This is a genomic window from Halomonas sp. SSL-5, from assembly GCF_030708455.1.
Lineage (GTDB): Bacteria > Pseudomonadota > Gammaproteobacteria > Pseudomonadales > Halomonadaceae > Halomonas.
Window position 1 is genome coordinate 1 of the sequence record NZ_JAUYWF010000007.1, and the last position, 14750, is coordinate 14750.

Annotated in this window: 15 protein-coding genes; 13 read left to right on the forward strand and 2 right to left on the reverse strand. The window is 67.7% G+C overall.

Annotated features, from left to right (window positions below):
- From RAN53_RS09220 to RAN53_RS09270, 11 genes are all read left to right on the forward strand, one after another.
- Window positions 1–894: electron transfer flavoprotein subunit alpha/FixB family protein (locus RAN53_RS09220; RefSeq protein ID WP_414842974.1), on the forward strand; the 894-nt coding region annotated here is incomplete at its 5' end.
- Between the two features lie 381 nt (window positions 895–1275).
- Window positions 1276–1887 (forward strand): superoxide dismutase, encoded by a 612-nt coding sequence (locus tag RAN53_RS09225; RefSeq protein ID WP_305796524.1) that lies wholly within the window; start codon window positions 1276–1278, stop codon window positions 1885–1887.
- Between the two features lie 299 nt (window positions 1888–2186).
- On the forward strand, window positions 2187–2414 hold the full coding sequence (gene nrdH, locus RAN53_RS09230; protein WP_305796525.1) for a glutaredoxin-like protein NrdH: 228 nt from the start codon (window positions 2187–2189) through the stop codon (window positions 2412–2414).
- Window positions 2415–2416: 2 nt separating this feature from the next.
- Window positions 2417–2842 (forward strand): class Ib ribonucleoside-diphosphate reductase assembly flavoprotein NrdI, encoded by a 426-nt coding sequence (gene nrdI / locus RAN53_RS09235; protein WP_305796526.1) that lies wholly within the window; start codon window positions 2417–2419, stop codon window positions 2840–2842.
- A complete protein-coding gene (nrdE, locus tag RAN53_RS09240) occupies window positions 2824–4986 on the forward strand; it encodes a class 1b ribonucleoside-diphosphate reductase subunit alpha (protein ID WP_305796527.1) in 2163 nt (720 codons plus the stop codon). The genes nrdI and nrdE overlap by 19 nt, the downstream gene beginning before the upstream one ends.
- A 14-nt stretch (window positions 4987–5000) precedes the next feature.
- The gene (nrdF, locus tag RAN53_RS09245) at window positions 5001–5975 is read left to right on the forward strand and encodes a class 1b ribonucleoside-diphosphate reductase subunit beta (RefSeq protein WP_305796528.1); all 975 of its coding nucleotides are present in this window, start codon (window positions 5001–5003) and stop codon (window positions 5973–5975) included.
- 123 nt (window positions 5976–6098) lie between these two features.
- On the forward strand, window positions 6099–6878 hold the full coding sequence (locus RAN53_RS09250) for a DUF3450 domain-containing protein (RefSeq protein ID WP_305796529.1): 780 nt from the start codon (window positions 6099–6101) through the stop codon (window positions 6876–6878).
- The gene (locus RAN53_RS09255) at window positions 6875–8263 is read left to right on the forward strand and encodes a MotA/TolQ/ExbB proton channel family protein (protein WP_305796530.1); all 1389 of its coding nucleotides are present in this window, start codon (window positions 6875–6877) and stop codon (window positions 8261–8263) included. The genes RAN53_RS09250 and RAN53_RS09255 overlap by 4 nt, the downstream gene beginning before the upstream one ends.
- Window positions 8250–8780 carry a MotA/TolQ/ExbB proton channel family protein gene (locus tag RAN53_RS09260; RefSeq protein WP_305796756.1) on the forward strand — a complete coding sequence of 177 codons (531 nt, stop codon included), beginning with the start codon at window positions 8250–8252 and terminating at the stop codon, window positions 8778–8780. Before RAN53_RS09255 ends, RAN53_RS09260 begins: the two co-directional genes overlap by 14 nt.
- A complete protein-coding gene (locus RAN53_RS09265) occupies window positions 8773–9183 on the forward strand; it encodes an ExbD/TolR family protein (RefSeq protein WP_305796531.1) in 411 nt (136 codons plus the stop codon). Before RAN53_RS09260 ends, RAN53_RS09265 begins: the two co-directional genes overlap by 8 nt.
- A complete protein-coding gene (locus tag RAN53_RS09270) occupies window positions 9180–10007 on the forward strand; it encodes an energy transducer TonB (RefSeq protein ID WP_305796532.1) in 828 nt (275 codons plus the stop codon). Before RAN53_RS09265 ends, RAN53_RS09270 begins: the two co-directional genes overlap by 4 nt.
- Before the next feature lie 24 nt (window positions 10008–10031).
- Here the strand turns inward: RAN53_RS09270 and dinG are convergent, their stop codons facing one another.
- Window positions 10032–12170, reverse strand: coding sequence for an ATP-dependent DNA helicase DinG (gene dinG, locus RAN53_RS09275; RefSeq protein ID WP_305796533.1), 2139 nt, complete (start codon window positions 12168–12170; stop codon window positions 10032–10034).
- A gap of 5 nt (window positions 12171–12175) precedes the next feature.
- Complete coding sequence (gene rhlB, locus RAN53_RS09280; RefSeq protein ID WP_305796534.1) at window positions 12176–13450, reverse strand: ATP-dependent RNA helicase RhlB; 1275 nt, start codon at window positions 13448–13450, stop codon at window positions 12176–12178.
- Between the two features lie 132 nt (window positions 13451–13582).
- Between rhlB and RAN53_RS09285 the strand changes: the two genes are divergently transcribed.
- Window positions 13583–13840, forward strand: a complete 258-nt coding sequence (locus RAN53_RS09285; protein WP_305796535.1) for a hypothetical protein — start codon at window positions 13583–13585, stop codon at window positions 13838–13840.
- Complete coding sequence (xthA, locus tag RAN53_RS09290) at window positions 13840–14667, forward strand: exodeoxyribonuclease III (protein WP_305796536.1); 828 nt, start codon at window positions 13840–13842, stop codon at window positions 14665–14667. Before RAN53_RS09285 ends, xthA begins: the two co-directional genes overlap by 1 nt.
- Window positions 14668–14750 lie beyond the last annotated feature (83 nt).

Consider the following 14750-nt stretch of genomic DNA (forward strand, 5'->3'; position numbering starts at 1 on the left):
GGCGCCCTGGCCGGCGCCACCGCCCATGCGGTCGCGGCCGCACAACAGATCGGTGGCGATATCGACGTGCTGGTGGCGGGCGAAGGCGTGAGTGCCATCGCCGAGGCTGCCGCGAAGCTCGACGGCGTCAGCCGCGTGCGCGTGGCCGACAACGCCGCCTACGCCCATCAGCTGGCCGAGCCCATGGCCGCGCTGCTCAGTGAGCTGGCCGGCGACTACGGCCACGTGCTGGCGGTGGCCTCCACCACCGGCAAGAACGTGCTGCCGCGCCTCGCCGCGCTCAAGGACGTGGCGCAGATCTCCGAGATCATCGCGGTGGAGTCCCCGGACACCTTCAAGCGCCCGATCTACGCCGGCAACGCCATCGCCACGGTGCAGAGCGAGGATGCGCTGAAGGTGATCACCGTGCGCACCACCGGCTTCGACGCCGTCGGCGAGGGCGGCAGCGCCGCCATCGAGGCCGTGGACTTCGTGGCCGACAACGCCCAGTCCACCTTCATCAAGGAGGAGCTGGCCCAGTCCGACCGTCCCGAGCTGGGTGCGGCCAAGGTGGTGATCTCCGGCGGCCGCGGCATGGGCAACGGCGAGAACTTCAAGCTCCTCGACGGCATCGCCGACAAGCTGGGCGCGGCCATCGGCGCCTCGCGCGCCGCGGTGGACGCCGGCTTCGTGCCTAACGACATGCAGGTGGGCCAGACCGGCAAGATCGTCGCCCCGGATCTCTACATCGCCGTGGGCATCTCGGGTGCCATCCAGCACCTGGCCGGCATGAAGGACTCCAAGGTGATCGTGGCCATCAACAAGGACGAGGAGGCGCCGATCTTCCAGGTGGCCGACTACGGGTTGGTGGCGGATCTCTTTGAGGCGCTGCCGGAGCTCGAGAGCAAGTTGTAAGGCACGACCCGGTAGGCATGAGCGAAAGCCGGTTCCGTCAGGGACCGGCTTTCGCTCTCTGTAGGTCAATCGCAGATAGCTCTTATCGTCGGGGCTGATCTGGGGGCAAGCCTGTGAGGAGGCGCTGTGAACCCCTCCCTGGGCGCTACCGACGCCATCCCTGGCGTAGGACCTCCTCGTCGGCTTGCCCCCAGCGCCCCTCACGCCTGGTAACTGTTATAGCCCTGCCCTCGTCTGGTCCGCGCTAGACGGATTCACGCTGGCTGGAGTAGGGTGGCTCGAGGTCGAGAAAGTCTGCATGCTGCGGTTGAAATCCCTAACCGGCGACCGCATCTATCTAAATTGCAGCACAATGAAAGCCACCAAAAGGAGATGATCAACATGGCACATACCCTCCCTGACCTCCCGTATGCCTACGATGCGCTCGAGCCCCACATCGATGCGCTGACCATGGAGATCCACCACTCGCGTCACCACCAGACCTACGTCAACAACCTGAACGCTGCCCTCGAGGGCACCGGCCTGGAAGACGTGCCGGTCGACGAGCTGCTGGCCGATCTGGACAAGGTGCCGGCGGAGAAGCGTCAGGCGGTGATCAACAACGGTGGCGGCCACTCCAACCACACCATGTTCTGGCAGATGATGTCGCCCAATGGCGGCGGTCAGCCCAAGGGCAAGGTGGCCGAGGCCATCGACAGCGAGTTGGGTGGCTTCGAGGCCTTCAAGGATGCCTTCACCAAGGCGGCCCTGGGTCGCTTCGGCAGCGGCTGGGCCTGGCTCTGCGTCACTCCGGAAAAGACGCTGGTGGTGGAGAACAGCCTGAACCAGGACAGCCCGATCTCCAACGGCAACACCCCGGTGCTGGGTCTGGACGTGTGGGAGCACGCCTACTACCTCAAGTTCCAGAACAAGCGCCCGGACTACATCGCCGAGTTCTTCAACGTGATCAACTGGGACGAGGTCGAGCGTCGCTACCAGGCCGCTAGCGCCTGATCGACCGACCGACTTCCCGGTCTCACCATGCAGCGCCGCGGCCCCCAGGGCCGCGGCGCTGTGTTTTGTATGGGTTGTCGATACACTCGCTTGCCCCTTGCCCCTTGCCCCTTGCCCCTTGCCCCTAGCCCCTTGCCTGTCTGCCTGTCTGCCTGTCTGCCTGTCTGCCTGTGTCCACTTGTGTCTCTTTCTCCTTTATACCACTACATATGGTATTTCAAGGGTGACAGATCCTATATATGGTGTATTCTTTACCCTGTAACCACCACATATAGTTCTCCGCCACAGGGAGTATCACCATGGAGATCGAGGTCTATACCCGCCCGGCCTGCCCCCAGTGCACGGCCACCTGTCGCACCCTGGAGCGTCAGGGCATCGCCTACCGCCTGGTCGACCTTGAGCGTGACTCGGACGCCCGCGAGCGCGTGATGGCGCTTGGCCACCGTCAGCTGCCCGTGGTGGTCGCCGGCGACGAGCACTGGTCCGGCTTTCGCCCGGACCGCCTCGGCCATCTGGCCCGGGCGTGATCATGCACCCCCCGCGGGCGGCATCGCCGGAGCTGATCTACTTCTCGACCCGCTCCGGCAATACCCATCGCTTCATCCAGAAGCTGGACCTGCCCGCGCGGCGCATCCCCCTCGAGCGGGGTGCGCCGACGCTCGAGGCGACGTCCCCCTTCATCCTGGTCACGCCCACCTACGGTGGGGGCGAGGTGAGGGGGGCGGTGCCGGCCCCGGTGATCCGTTTCCTCAATGACGACGCTAATCGGGCCCTGCTGCGCGGGGTGATCGCCGCCGGCAATACCAACTTCGGGGCCGCCTACGGGCTGGCCGGCCGCATCATCGCCGAGAAGTGCGGCGTACCGCTGCTGTATCGATTCGAATTGCTGGGCACGGACGAGGACGTGACCCGGGTTTGCAAGGGAGTGAGAGAGTTTTGGACACGACCATCCTGACCCCGCCGCCCCGCCAGGGGGAGGCCGCCGCACGTGAGCTGGATTACCACGCGCTCAACGCCATGCTCAACCTGTATGGTGCCGACGGACGCCTGCAACTGGAGCGCGACCGCGAGGCGGTGCGCCAGTACTTCCTGCAGCACGTCAATCAGAACACGGTGTTCTTCCACTCGCTGGAGGAGAAGCTCGACTACCTGGTGGAGCAGGAGTATTACGAACCGGAGGTGCTCGCGGCTTATGCTCCCGGCTTCATCAAGGCGCTTTTCGAACAGGCCTACGCCTGGAAGTTCCGCTTCCCGAGCTTCCTTGGTGCCTTCAAGTACTACACCAGCTATACGCTGAAGACCTTCGACGGGCGCCGCTACCTGGAGCGTTTCGAGGACAGGGTGTGCATGGTGGCGCTGACCCTGGCCCGCGGTGACGAGACCCTGGCTCGGGCGCTGGTGGACGAGATCATCGGCGGCCGCTTCCAGCCGGCCACGCCCACCTTTCTCAATGCCGGCAAGCGCCAGCGCGGTGAACTGGTCTCCTGCTTCCTGCTGCGCCTCGAAGACAACATGGAGTCCATCGGTCGGGGCATCAACTCGGCCCTGCAGCTCTCCAAGCGCGGCGGCGGAGTGGCTCTGCTGCTCAGCAACATCCGCGAGGCGGGGGCCCCCATCAAGCAGATCGAGAACCAGTCGTCGGGCATCATCCCGATCATGAAACTGCTCGAGGATGCCTTCTCCTACGCCAACCAGCTGGGCGCTCGCCAGGGGGCGGGGGCGGTCTACCTCAACGCCCACCATCCCGATATCCTGCGCTTCCTGGATACCAAGCGCGAGAATGCAGACGAGAAGGTGCGTATCAAGACCCTCTCGCTGGGGGTGACCATCCCCGACATCACCTTCGAGCTGGCCAAGCAAAACGCGCCCATGTACCTCTTCTCGCCCTATGACGTGGAGCGGGTCTACGGCGTGCCCTTCGGCGATATCAGCGTCACCGAGAAGTACCATGAGATGGTCGATGACCGGCGCATCCGCAAGACCAAGATCGACGCCCGGGCCTTCTTCCAGACCCTGGCCGAGGTGCAGTTCGAGTCGGGCTATCCCTATGTGATGTTCGAGGACAACGTCAATCGCGCCAACCCCATCGCCGGGCGTATCAACATGAGCAACCTCTGCTCGGAGATCCTGCAGGTCAACACCCCCAGCGAGTTCGACGAGGATCTCGGCTACCGCCGCGTGGGGGAGGACATCTCCTGCAACCTGGGCTCGCTCAACATCGCCAAGGTGATGGATGCCGGGGATATCGGCGCCAGCGTCGAGGTCGCCGTGCGCGGCCTGACCGCGGTGGCCGAGATGACCGACATCGCCTCGGTGCCCTCGGTGGCCAACGGCAATGCCCGCTCGCGGGCCATCGGCCTGGGGCAGATGAACCTGCATGGCTTCCTGGCCCGGGAGCATATCCACTACGGCTCGCCGGAGGCGCTGGACTTCACCGGCGTCTACTTCGCCTGCGTGGCCTACCATGCCCTCGCCGCCTCCAACCGGCTGGCCAGGGAGCGCGGGGAGAGCTTCGCCGGTTTCGCGGCCTCCACCTACGCCAGCGGCACCTTCTTCGACACCTACACCGAGCGCGACTGGCTGCCCCGGACCGAGCGCGTCCAGGCACTGTTCGAGCGGTCCGGAATCGCGCTGCCGACCCGCGACGACTGGGCGGCGCTCAAGGGGGCGGTGATGGCCCATGGGCTCTACAACCGCAACCTCCAGGCGGTGCCGCCCACCGGCTCGATCTCCTATATCAACCATGCCACCTCCAGCATCCACCCGGTGGCCTCGCCCATCGAGATCCGCAAGGAGGGCAAGCTCGGCCGGGTCTACTATCCGGCGCCCTATCTCGACGACGACAACCTGGCGTTCTACCGCGACGCCTACGAGATCGGCCCCGAGGCGATCATCGACACCTATGCCGCGGCCTCGGAGCACGTCGACCAGGGGCTCTCCCTGACGCTGTTCTTCCCTGACACCGCCACCACCCGCGACATCAACCGCGCGCAGATCAGCGCCTGGCGCAAGGGCATCAAGACGCTCTACTACGTGCGCCTGCGCCAGAGTGCCCTGGAGGGCACCGAGGTAGAAGGCTGCGTTTCGTGCACACTCTGACGGAGGGATCCGACATGGCGACGGCAACATCGCGACTGACCCGTGTCCAGGCCATCAACTGGAACCGGCTCGAGGACGACAAGGACCTTGAGGTGTGGAACCGCCTGACCAGCAACTTCTGGCTGCCCGAGAAGGTGCCGCTCTCCAACGACATCCCGTCGTGGAACACCCTGAGCGAGCCGGAGCGGCGGCTCACTATCCGGGTGTTCACCGGACTGACGCTGCTCGACACCATCCAGAGCAGCGTCGGGGCGCCGACGCTGATGCCCGATGCGCGTACCCCCCACGAGGAAGCGGTCTACGCCAACATCGCCTTCATGGAGGCGGTGCACGCACGCTCCTACAGCTCGATCTTCTCGACGCTGTGTACCACCAGGGAGGTGGACGACGCCTTCCACTGGAGCGAGGAGAATCCGACCCTGCAGGCCAAGGCCGAGCTGGTGCTCGAGCGCTACCGCGCGGAGGACCCGCTGATGCGCAAGGTGGCCAGCGTCTTCCTGGAGTCGTTCCTGTTCTACTCGGGCTTCTACCTGCCGATGTACTGGTCGAGCCACGCCAGGCTCACCAATACCGCCGACCTGATCCGGCTGATCATCCGCGACGAGGCGGTGCACGGCTACTACATCGGCTACAAGTTCCAGCAGGCCCTGGCCGAGGCGACGCCGCAGCGCCAGGAGGCGGTCAAGGCCTACGCCTATGACCTGCTGCTGGCGCTCTACGATAACGAGGTGGCCTACACCGAGTCGCTCTACGACGCGGTGGGGCTGACCGAGGACGTCAAGAAATTCCTCCACTACAACGCCAACAAGGCGATGATGAATCTGGGCTTCGAGGGACTCTTCCCCGCCGAGCTGTGCGACGTGGATCCCACCATCCTGGCCGCGCTCTCGCCAGGCGCCGACGAGAACCACGACTTCTTCTCCGGCTCCGGCTCCGCCTATGTGATCGGGCGAACCGTGGCCACCCAGGACGAGGACTGGGCCTTTTGACGGCTCCCCTTCGCGACACCCTCGAGTGGGCGAGGGTTCACGCGGATTCCTGTCGAGTCATTGATAATTGTTATCATTCATGGGATGATCCGGCGTCATTCGAGATCGCTCAGGGAGCCTGACGTGGAGAGGACCGGACATCTGCTGATCGGGGTGGCCGCCGGGCTGGTGCTGGCGGCCACGCCTCTGATGGCCCAGGAACTGCTGGAAGAAGCCAGCGAGGCCCAGCGCGCCCAGGCCGAGCTTCAGACACGTATCGATGCCGCCGACGAGGCGAGTCGCGAGATGCTGGCCGAGCTGCGTCGCCTGGAAGCCGCTACCCGCCGGCTCGAGGCGCGCAGCGACGACCTGGCACCACGGCTCGAGCGCCAGGCGGAGCGGCTGGACGCTCGGGAAGCGGCACTGGAAAGCCTGGCCGAGACCCGTGAGGCCCTGCCCGAGGTGGAGCAGGCGCTGGTGAGGCGCCTGGGGGCATGGGTGGAAGGCGATCTGCCTTTCCTGGTGGACGAGCGTCGTGCCCGAGTCGAGGGGCTCGAGAAGGGCATGTCCGACCCCGACGCCTCCCGCGCCGAGCATCTGGATCGTCTGCTGGCCGCCTGGCGTACAGAGCTGGACTATGGCCGCGAGCTCGATGCCTGGCGCGGTACCCTTGGGCAAGGCGAGCAGCGCCGCGAGGTGGACTTCCTGCGAATGGGGCGGGTGGGGCTCTACTACTTGACCGTTGACGGGCGGGAGGGTGCGGTCTGGCGCAGCGATGCAGGGCGCTGGCAAGCGTTGGATGAGGCCGCCCGCGTGGAGCTGCGCCATGGCCTGCGCATCGCCCGTGACCAGCGAGCGCCGGAGCTGCTGACCCTGCCGGTCTCCCACCCCATCACACCAGCCAACCCGGGGGATGCCTCATGATGACAAGCGTCAAGTGCGGCGCCGGGCGCATCGCCGCGACAGCCCTGGCGGCGTTGCTGCTGGTCACGACGCTGCCCGCTTCCGCCCAGGAGGATGCCCAGAACACGCTGCGCGCCGAGCGGGAGGCCGTCGAGGCTCGCGATGCCGCCCGGCTCGCCGAGTTGATCGACGACCGCGAGGCGCTGGAGGCGGCCCTTTCGGAGGCCCGCGAGGCACATGCCGAGGCCGAGGCGCAGGGTGCCGAGCTCGACGCCCGGCAGGTCGAGCTGCAGGCGCGCGGTGACGCACTCGATGCACGCCAGGCCGAACAGGGCGATGACCTGGCGGCGGTGCTGGAGGTGCTGGCCCGCCACAGCGGCGAGCTGCGCGATGCCCTGGCTCAGGACTGGATCACACTGGGGGGGCCAGCGCTTCCGCCGCGCCTGGACGATGCCGAGGTGCTGCGCCTCGAGCACCTCGAGCGCCTGGGCGATGCGCTGATGGCGCTGACCGCCGAGACGGCCCGTATTCGGGCCTTCGCGGCGCCCGTGGCCGGCAGCAGCGGAGAGATCACCCGCCGCGAGGTGGTGCGGGTGGGGGACCTGGCCGCGTTCAGTGGCGGCGAGCTGCTCGAGCGTGGTGCCGAGGAGGGCGTGCTAGCGACGCTGGCGCGCACCCCGGACGAGGTCGCCGAGCGGTTGCGTGCCTTTCAGGCGGGTGACGAGGAGCGCGTGGTGCTGGACCCCACCGGTGGCGATGTGCTGGCCGCCCTGGCCCAGCGCCCCAGCCTGGTGGAGCGTTTCCATCAGGGCGGGGCCGTGGGCTATGTCGTGGTGGGGCTCGGCGCGTTCGGCCTGCTGGTGGCGCTGGCCCAGTACGCCTATCTGCTGCGCGTCAGCCTGGCGGTGAGGCGTCAGCGGCGACACCTGGACGACCTGAGTCGGGATAACCCGCTGGGCCGCGTGTTGTTGCGCTTCCGGGCACTCAGCGACGAGCCTGTTCCCGAGGCGCTGGAGGCGCGGCTCGACGAGGCGGTGCTGGCCGAGATGCCGCGACTGGAGCGCGGACAGCCGCTGGTCAAGCTTCTCGCCGCGGTGTCGCCGCTGCTCGGCCTGTTGGGTACCGTCACGGGCATGATCGTCACCTTCCAGGCGATCACCGTATTCGGTACCGGCGACCCGCAGCTGATGGCCGGTGGCATCAGTCAGGCACTGGTGACCACGGTGTTGGGCCTGGTCACCGCGGTGCCGCTATTGTTTGCGCATACCGCCCTGACCGGGCGCAGCCGCCAGCTGGCCGGCATCGTCGAGGGCCAGGCCAGCGCCGCTCTGGCCGAGACCCTCGAGCAGCGTCAGCCCGTATCCAGCTCGTCCGGGAGCCGGCACCGTGCTGATGCCCTGGCTTGAGCCCATTGCGCGGCTGGTCGATGCCGGCGGCGTGGTGCTGGTCGGCATCGCCGCGGTGGCGGCCCTGCTCTTCAGCCTGGCGCTGGAGCGGGTGCTGTTCTTCCGCCTTGCCTATTGCAGCGCCCGCCAGCGCCTGATCCGGCGCTGGACGGATCGCGGCGACCATCACAGCTGGAGTGCCCTGACCCTGCGTGAGGTGTGGACCCGCCAGCTGATCGCCCGGCTGCGCCGGCCGCTGCCCTGGCTCAAGCTGCTGGTGGCGCTCTGTCCACTGCTTGGCCTGCTGGGTACCGTCACCGGCATGATCAGCGTCTTCGACAGCCTGGCATTGAGCGATACTCATCAGGCCCGGGCCATGGCCGATGGCGTGGCGCGGGCCACCCTGCCGACCCTGGCCGGCATGGCCGTGGCCGTGGTGGGGCTGCTGTTTACCAGCCGACTCGAACAGATCATCCGACGCGAGGACCAGCGACTGCATGATCGCCTGGCCCGTGCCGTGGAGGAGAGTGATGCGTAGACGCCGCAGTATGGCCGGCGAGCCGGAAGATGCCGGCGAGATCAACCTGACCCCGATGCTCGACGTGGTCTTCATCATGCTGATTTTCTTCATCGTCACCACCAGCTTCATCAAGGAGAGCGGGGTGGAGATCGAGCGCCCCGAGTCGAGTGCCGCCACGCCGCGCCCGGATGCCCAGCTGATGGTGGCGATCACGCCGGAGGGAGCCGTCTGGGTGGATGGCGAACCGGTGGACCTGCACCGCGTCGGCGACGCGGTGGCCGCCCTGGTCAGCGGCGATGGCGGCGTGGTGATCCAGGCCGATCGCGACGCCACCACCGGCCTGCTGATCGAGGTGATGGACCGCCTGCGCCAGGCGGGTGTGGAGAACGTGGCGGTGGCCGCTACGCGGGGCGCCTCATGATACGCATCGCGGCCTCGGTCCTGGCCGGTGCGACGCTGGCGCTGGCGCTGTTCTGGCTGCTGGCGCTGCTGGTCTCGCCACCGGAGCAGGAGATCGAGGTTCAGGAGATGCCCATGACGTTGACCCGCGTCGAGGCGTCCGCCCAGCCCGAGAGCGCCGAGCCCGAGGCGGCCGAGTCGGTGGCCGAGATCGCTCCGCCGGAGGCGGTGACGCCCGAGCCGATGGCGGAGCCCGCGCCGATCACGGAGAGCCCGATGGCGCTGCCCGAGCCAGAACCCGAGCCAGAGCCCGAACCCGAGCCCGAGCCCGAGCCCGAACCCGAGCCAGAGCCTGAACCCGAACCCAAGCCCAAGCCCGAGCCCAAGCCCAAGCCCGAACCCGAGCCCGAACCCGAGCCCGAACCCGAGCCCGAACCCGAACCCGAACCCGAGCCCGCCCCGGCGCCGCGCGTAGAGCCACGGCCTAGCCCTAAGCCGAGCGAGTCGCCGGCGGCCGAGTCCTTCCTGACAGAGGCCGTGGGCCAGGCCCCGCAAGCCGCGCCGGCCAGCAACGAGCCGGTGGATGTGGGGCAGATCGCGCCCACCAGCAGGGTGCCGCCGGAGTACCCGTCCCGCGCCCAGCGGCGTGGGCTGGAGGGCTACGTGGAGCTGCAGTTCGTGATCCGTGGCGATGGTAGTGTCGACCCGGCCAGCATTCGCGTACTCTCCGCCCGTCCGGGCAATGTCTTCGACAAGGCGGCGCAGCGTGCCGTATCACGCTGGCGCTTCGCGCCGGCCGATGGCCTGCGTAGGGCGCGTCAACGCCTAGAGTTCCGGCTTCGCTAGCCCCCTGTCAGGCGAGTGGCCGGGTCACTGGCGGATGCCGTCGATCTCGCGCACGAAGGGCGGCAGGGAGTCGAGCAGTGCCCGCCCGTAGCGCCGGGTCAGCACGCGCCGGTCGAGCAGGGTGATGCGGCCGTGGTCGGCTTCCTTGCGGATCAGGCGGCCGCAGGCCTGGACCAGCTTGATGGAGGCGTCCGGCACGCTGATGCGCATGAAGGGATTGCCACCGCGGCTCTCGATCCATTCGGCGAGCGTCGCACCCACCGGATCGTCGGGCACCGCGAAGGGCAGCCGGGTGATCACCACATGGGTCAGGTAGTCCCCGGGCAGGTCGATGCCCTCGGCGAAGCTCGCCAGGCCGAAGATGATGCTGCCCTCGCCGGCGTCCACCCGCTCGCGATGGCGGTTGATCAGCTCGCGCTTGGGCAGCCGGTCCTGGGCCAGTACCCGCTCGGCCAGGGGCCTGGGCAGTGCCTTCTCCACGGCGCGCAGCTGGGCCCGTGACGAAAACAGCATCAGCACCGCCTCCTGCTTTCCGAGCCCCTGCACGAAGTCGACGATGGCGCGCTCATGGCCCTCGCGGTCGGCGGGGTCGACCGCCTCCCTGGGCACGCTGAGCACCGCCCGGGAGTAGTCGAAGGGGCTGGGCAGGCGCTGGTAGCGGTAGCGGTTGGCCAGCCCGGCGCGCTCCTGCAGGCGCTCGAAGCGCCCCAGGGCGGTCAACGTCGCCGAGGTGACCACGGCGCCGAAGGTGGTGCCCCACAGGCTCTTGGCCAGGGTGTGGGCGGCCGATACGGGGCTCGCCGAGAAGGTCAGCTCCGGCTCGCCGCCGAAACGTTCCAGGGTCAGCCAGCGTGCCCGCGGAGGCTCACCCTCGGGGTCGGCCTCGCCGAAGGCCTGCCACAGGGCGTGGGCCTCCAGGGCACGGCCGTGGAGCAGCGCGATCAGCGGCAGCCATGCCTCGGCGGCATCCCGAGGCAGGCCGGTGTGCTTCTCGGGGTCGAGACTCTCGCGCAGGATATCCGCCATGCTCTCGAGGGTGCGGGAGAGCTCGGCAAACAGCGTGACCAGCGCCGCGGCGTGCTCGCGCAGTGCCTCCGGGGCGCGTCCCATCTCGAAGCGGTGCTGATGGAACTCCTCGCCGTCGCCGAGCCCCTGGGGGCGCCCGGCCAGCTGATGGCCCAGGGCGAAGGCCTCGCCGAGGCGCGGCTCGGCGGCATCCATGGCCTGGGGCAGGCTGGCCAGCAGCCGGGCCAGGGTGGGCTGGCCGCCCAGGGCGGCGTTGAGCTCGGTGAGCGACTTCCTGAGATTGCGCAGCCAGCGCAGGCCGGCATTCACGCCGAAGCGATAGGTGAAGTGGTTAAGCGCCTTGTCGGGCAGGTGGTGCCCCTCATCGAAGACGTGGATGCAGTCGCCTGGGTCGGGCAGCACCACGCCGCCGCCCAGGGAGAGATCGGCCAGTACCAGGTCGTGGTTGGCGACGATGATATCGGCCTGTTCCATGTCGCGGCGGGCACGGAAGAAGGCGCAGGCGCCGAAGTGGCCGCAGCGCCGGTTGGTGCACTGCCGGTGGTCAACGGTCAGGCGTCGCCAGTGCTCATCCCTGATCGCCTCGGGCCAGCCGTCGCGGTCGCCCTCCCAGCGGCCACTGCCGTAGGCGTCACCCAGCGTTTTGACCAGCGCCTGGAAGTCATCGCCACCGCTGTCCAGGGCCTGTTCGAACATCGATAGGGTGGGGTTCTCCTCGCCGCCATCGAGGGCCTGGTCGAGGCGTGCCACGCACACGTAGCGGCCACGCCCCTTGGCCAGGGCATAGCTGAAGTCGATCCCGCTGTGGGCCTTGAGCGCCGGCAGGTCCTGATGGAGTACCTGCTCCTGCAGCGCCACCGTAGCGGTGGAGATCACCAGCCGCTTGCCGCGGGCCTTGGCCACCGGCAGGGCGGCCAGCAGATAGGCCAGGGTCTTGCCGGTGCCGGTGCCCGCCTCGAGCACGCAGACGTGCTCGTCGCTTATGCGCTTGCCGGACTCGTCGGCCTCGATGCCCGCCAGGGTGCGGGCGATCTCGGCGATCATCAGCCGCTGGCCGTAACGGGGCGTGAGCCCCAGGCCCTCCAGCGCATGGCGGTAGGCGGTCTGGATCTCGCGCTTGAGGGCCTCGTCGAGCATCGTGGCTACAGCAGTCCTTCGGGAGGATGCTCGCAGGGCAGTTTGTCGCCGATGAAGCGTTCGATCTCGGGCAGCGAGAAGGCATCTTCCTCACCCACGAAGCTGATCGATACGCCCTTGGCACCGGCCCGGCCGGTGCGGCCGATGCGGTGGACATAGTCCTCCGGGTCTTCCGGCAGGGTGTAGTTGATGACGTGGCTGACGTCCTCGATATGGATGCCTCGACCGGCCACATCGGTGGCCACCAGCACCTGGGTCTCGCCGGCGCGGAACTTCTCGAGGGTCTCGATGCGCTGGTTCTGCGGCACGTCACCGGAGAGCATGGCCACGTCGATGCCCGCCTTGCGCAGCAGGTCGTCGAGCTTGCGCACCAGGTCGCGGCGATTGCCGAACACCATCACGCGGTCGAAGCTCTCCTGCTGCAGCAGCTTGACCAGCAGGCGCTGCTTGTCGGCATCGCCGACCATGTAGACCCGCTGGTCGATGTCGGCGGCGTTGTCGACGGTCACCGCGATCTCGACATGGGCCGGTTCATGGGTCCACTGGCTGGCGAGCTCCAGGATGTCCTCGGTGAAGGTGGCCGAGAACAGGAAGGTCTGGCGCTCCTCCTTCTTCGGCGTATGGCGGATGATGCGCTTGACGTCGGGAATGAAGCCCATGGAGAGCATGCGATCGGCCTCATCGAGCACCAACACCTCAACCTGGGTCAGGTCGACGTCGCGCTTCTGATGGAAGTCGAGCAGGCGCCCCGGGGTGGCCACCAGGATGTCGAGCTTGCCGCCCAGGGCGTCACGCTGTTTCTGGTAGTCCATGCCGCCCACCACGCTTGCCACCTTGAGATCGGTGAAGCGTGCCAGCGCCTTGGCATCCTTCTCGATCTGCAAGGCGAGCTCTCGCGTCGGCGCCACGATCAGCGAACGCGGCGCGCCGTTCTTCTGCCCGTTGGGGCGCTCCTCCTCGAGGAAGTAGGCGATGATCGCGATCAGGAAGGCGGCGGTCTTGCCGGTGCCGGTCTGGGCCTTGCCGACGATATCGCCGCCGAGCAGGGTGTGGCCGAGGGCCTCCGCCTGGATCGGCGTGCAGTACTCGAAGCCCTGCGCATGGATGGCATGCATCAGTGGCAGGGGCAGGTCGAAGTCGTGAAAGCGCCACTTGCCGGCCACCGGGGGTACCTGGAACTGGCGCAGGTCCCAGTTCGACTGGCGACGGCGCGGCTTGCGACGACGACGCTTGGGCTTGCGGTTCTCGGCCGGGGCCGTGGTCTGTTCCGACTCGCTCATAGGCTTGCTGTCTTTCCGTATCGATAGGGTAGTCGTGTGATGCAAACGGACATTGTACCAGTCTATGCGACGAAGGGCGCGTCTCACCGCGAAGGGCTGGTAGAATGCGCGCCAAAGCAGAGGAGTTTCCCCATGACACGTCGCAAGAAGACCCGTTCGCTGGCCGACAAGGTGCAGATTCGCACCGGTCGGCGCAAGGATTACAAGCAGTGGCGCCACGAGAACCCCGATCAGGTGGTGTCGTCGACCCGCTATACCCAGAAGAAGCGTCAGCAACGCAAGCTGCAGGCCGCCCGCAAGCAGGCCCGCCAGGAGCAGGGCCAGGAGATCGCCATCCACCCCGAGCGCGACGGCGGCGAGGGGCCGGAGCAGGGAGGCACGCCTAGCTGATGCGCCTGGTCTCGTTCAATATCAACGGCATTCGCGCGCGCCTCCATCAGCTGGAGGCGCTGGTGGCGGCCCACCGCCCGGCGCTGATCGGCCTGCAGGAGACCAAGGTGCAGGACGCCGAGTTTCCCCGCGAGGCGGTGGAGGCCCTGGGCTATCGGGTCGTCTATCATGGCCAGAAGGGCCACTACGGCGTGGCCCTGATGATCGATGTCACCCAGTGTGGCGAACCCGAGGCGGTACACTACGGCTTCCCCGATGACCGCGAGGAGGCCCAGCGGCGCATGATCGGCGTGGTCCTGAGGCTGGCCGGTGGTGAGTCGCTGACGGTGTGGAACGGCTACTTTCCCCAGGGCGAGAACGTCGAGCACCCGCTGAAGTTTCCCCACAAGCGCGAGTTCTATGTCCAGCTCGGGGCGCTGCTCGAGCAGCACCACCGCCCCGACGAGCGCCTGGCGGTGATGGGCGACTTCAACATCTCCCCCGAGGATATCGATATCGGCATCGGCGAGGCCAACCGCAAGCGCTGGCTGCGCGAGGGCAAGACCAGCTTCCAGCCGGTGGAGCGCGAGTGGCTCACGGGTATCAAGGCCTGGGGGCTCAGCGACAGTTACCGGTTGCGTTATCCGACGGTGGATGACCGCTTCAGCTGGTTCGATTATCGCTCGAAGGGCTTCGACCGGGAGCCGAAGCGCGGCCTGCGCATCGACCATATCCTGGTGACCGCGCCGCTGGCCGAGCGGGTGGTCGACGCCGGCATCGACTACGCGCTGCGCGGCATGGAGAAGCCCTCCGACCACGCCCCGGTCTGGACCGAGCTGACGCTGTAGCGCCGCTGGCCACCAAAAAACCCCACGCCCGGCAGCGGGGCGTGGGGTTCGCGTTCATGCGGCAGTCCGCCGCCGGCTTGCCG